At 63.3% G+C, this 3,147-nt stretch carries 4 protein-coding genes; all 4 read left to right on the top strand.

Annotated features, from left to right (window positions below; all coding sequences use genetic code 11):
- Positions 1–421: L-threonylcarbamoyladenylate synthase (locus M0954_RS23485; RefSeq protein ID WP_297355811.1), on the top strand; the 421-nt coding region annotated here is incomplete at its 5' end.
- 71 nt (positions 422–492) lie between these two features.
- Entirely contained in the window at positions 493–1,158 is a 666-nt protein-coding gene (locus M0954_RS23480) for a site-2 protease family protein (protein ID WP_123387788.1), read from the top strand.
- Positions 1,159–1,162: 4 nt separating this feature from the next.
- The gene (locus tag M0954_RS23475; RefSeq protein ID WP_122151469.1) at positions 1,163–2,365 is read left to right on the top strand and encodes a tryptophan--tRNA ligase; all 1,203 of its coding nucleotides are present in this window, start codon (positions 1,163–1,165) and stop codon (positions 2,363–2,365) included.
- Between the two features lie 58 nt (positions 2,366–2,423).
- Positions 2,424–3,065: a bifunctional 2-polyprenyl-6-hydroxyphenol methylase/3-demethylubiquinol 3-O-methyltransferase UbiG gene (locus M0954_RS23470; RefSeq protein ID WP_123387787.1), complete on the top strand. Its 642-nt coding sequence runs from the start codon at positions 2,424–2,426 to the stop codon at positions 3,063–3,065.
- Positions 3,066–3,147: the final 82 nt, after the last annotated feature.

The raw sequence follows: 3,147 nt of genomic DNA, 5'->3' as shown, positions 1-3,147 counted from the left end.
GTCCGAGCTTGCGAACTTCGCGATGGTCGACAACCGTCAATACCGCTTGATCAAATCGGTCACGCCGGGGCCGTACGTGTTCGTGCTCGAAGCCACCAAAGAGGTGCCGCGGCGCCTGTCGCATCCGTCGCGCAAGACCATCGGCCTGCGCGTGCCGGATCATGCGATCACGCTGGCGATTCTCGAGGAACTCGGCCAGCCGCTGCTCGGCACGACGCTGATCATGCCGGGCGAAACCCAGCCGCTCAACGACGCCGAAGAAATCCGCGAGCGCCTCGAAAAACAGGTTGATCTCGTGATCGACGGTGGCCCGTGTCCGTGCGAGCCGTCGACCATCGTCGATCTGACGGGCGCAGAACCGGTGCTGGTGCGGGCAGGGCGCGGCAGCCTCGCCCCTTTTGGTCTCGAACAGCCGGCATGAGGGCCCACGTGTTAGCCTGCGTGAGCGACAGCGGACAGACGCACGCAATGGCGTTGTTACAATAGCGGGTTATGGACTCTTCCCTGATACAGACCGTCGCGGTATACGCGTTGCCCGTGATTTTTGCGATCACGCTTCACGAAGCGGCTCACGGTTACGTGGCGCGCCTTCTCGGCGACAATACCGCTTACGCGCTCGGCCGCGTCTCGTTCAATCCGATGCGTCACATCGACCCGCTCGGCACTATCGCGATTCCGCTGCTGCTGTACTTTGCGACTAGCGGTGCGTTCATGTTCGGCTATGCGAAGCCAGTGCCCGTGGCGTTCGGCAATCTGCGCAATCCGCGTTGGGGCAGCCTGTGGGTCGCGCTGGCCGGACCGATGTGCAATTTCATTCAGGCGCTGGTATGGGGCTTGATCGCCGTCGCGCTGGGCGTAGCCGGCGTCGAAGAGCCGTTCTTCACGCGCATGGCGGCGGCCGGAGTCGGCGTCAATCTGGTGCTGGGCGTGATCAATCTGTTTCCTTTGCCGCCGCTCGATGGCGGGCGCGTGCTGACCGCGCTGTTGCCGCCGCGCCAGGCCATTGCGCTGGCGCGTCTCGAGCCGTATGGTTTCTTCATCGTGATGGCGCTGGTGATGACCGGCCTCCTGACCCGCTTCTGGCTGAGCCCGCTCGTTGGTCTCGGCTATGACGCCGTGACCGCCATCCTGACTCCTATTGCTTCGCTCTTTCAATAAAATCATGTTCCCTGACCGTATCTTCTCCGGCATGCGGCCTACCGGCTCCCTGCACCTTGGCCACTATCACGGTGTGCTGAAAAACTGGGTCCGCCTGCAGTCCGAATATCCGTGCTTTTTCTGCGTCGTCGACTGGCACGCGCTCACGACGCACTACGAGACGCCCGAGGTCATCGAAAAGAACGTCTGGGAAGTGCTGATCGACTGGCTCGCCTCAGGGATCGATCCGGCCCAGGCCACGCTGTTCATCCAGAGCAAGGTGCCGGAGCATGCGGAGCTGGCGCTGCTGCTCGGCATGAGCACCCCGCTCGGTTGGCTCGAACGCGTGCCGACCTACAAGGAGCAGATGGAGAAGCTGAAGGACAAGGATCTGTCCACGTACGGCTTCCTCGGCTATCCGGTGCTCATGGCGGCGGACATTCTGCTGTATCGCGGCTCGCTCGTGCCGGTCGGCGAAGACCAGGTGCCGCACGTCGAGATGACGCGTGAAATCGCGCGGCGCTTTAACTATCTTTACGGCCGTGAACCGGGCTTCGAAGAGAAGGCGAACGAAGCGGCGAAGAAGCTCGGCGGCAAGCGCTCGAAGCTCTATCACGAACTGCGCAATGCCTATCAGCAGGAAGGCGACGACGAAGCGCTCGAACAGGCGCGCGCGATGTTGCAGGAGTCACAAAGCCTGTCGATGAACGACCGCGAGCGCCTCTTCGGCTACCTCGAAGGGTCGCGCAAGATCATCCTCGTCGAGCCGCAAGCCATGCTGACCGAGGCGTCGCGCATGCCGGGCCTCGACGGTCAGAAGATGTCGAAGTCTTACGGTAATACGATCGGCCTGCGCGAAGACGCGGAGACCATCACGAAGAAAGTTCGCACCATGCCGACCGACCCGGCCCGCGTGCGCCGCACCGATCCGGGCGATCCGGACAAGTGCCCGGTGTGGCAACTGCACCAGGTCTACACGGACGAGACCACCCACGAATGGGCGCAAAAGGGCTGCCGTTCGGCTGGCATTGGCTGTCTCGATTGCAAGCAGCCGGTGATCGAAGGCATCCTGCGCGAACAGCAGCCCATGCTCGAACGCGCGCAAAAGTACATGGACGATCCGTCGCTCCTGCGTGCGATCGCGGCCGACGGTTGCGACAAGGCCCGCAAGTTCGCCGTCGAGACGATGCGCGATGTGCGTGAGGCAATGGGACTCTCGTACAATTGACGCCGCTGGCGCAACGGGTGCGTCTGGCACGAACCGCGCACAGCGCTTTTTGCAGGCCATGAACGAATCCGCATCCGCTGCTTCCGGCAATTTCGAGGTTTCTACGGCTTGCGCCGTTGCCCACGCGACGCTCGGCGAGCCGTCGCGCTGGGTGCTGCACTGGGCGCACCTCGTGGCGCCCAGTGGCACAGTGCTCGATGTGGCGTCGGGAGCGGGGCGGCACGCGCGCTGGTTTGCCGGGCACGGCCATCCGGTGAGCGCGCTCGATCGCGATGCGGCGGCACTCGCCGCCATGCGAGACGAGCCCCAAATTACCACGCTCGTGGCCGATCTCGAAGGCGCGCCCTGGCCGCTGTCCGACGATGCGAAATTTGCTGCGGTGGTGGTGACGAATTACCTGCATCGTCCGTTGTTCCCGCATCTGCTGGCGGCGCTCGCGCCGGGCGGGGTACTGATTTACGAGACCTTCGCACACGGCAACCAGACCGTCGGCAAGCCGTCCAACCCAGCGTTCCTGCTTGCGCCGGGTGAGCTGCTCGACCTCGTGCGGCCGCGTCTGCGGGTGGTCGCGTTTCAGGATGGTTTTCTTGCGCAGCCGCGTCCGGCCTACGTCCAGCGGATCTGCGCAATTCTGGAGGCGCAGCCAGCTTCCGGTGACACTCAGGCATTACCCCAGCCTTGTTACGAACTGGCTGGCTAATCCGCTACAATCGCGGTTTACTGATTAAATTCATGGCGTTTCATGACCAACGGCATTCAAAGCGGCCCTCACAGCAGCACTG

Origin of the sequence: Paraburkholderia sp. (genome assembly GCF_026225065.1) — a bacterium.
In the GTDB taxonomy this organism is placed as follows: Bacteria; Pseudomonadota; Gammaproteobacteria; order Burkholderiales; family Burkholderiaceae; genus Paraburkholderia.
This window is presented reverse-complemented; position numbering and strand designations above follow the sequence as displayed.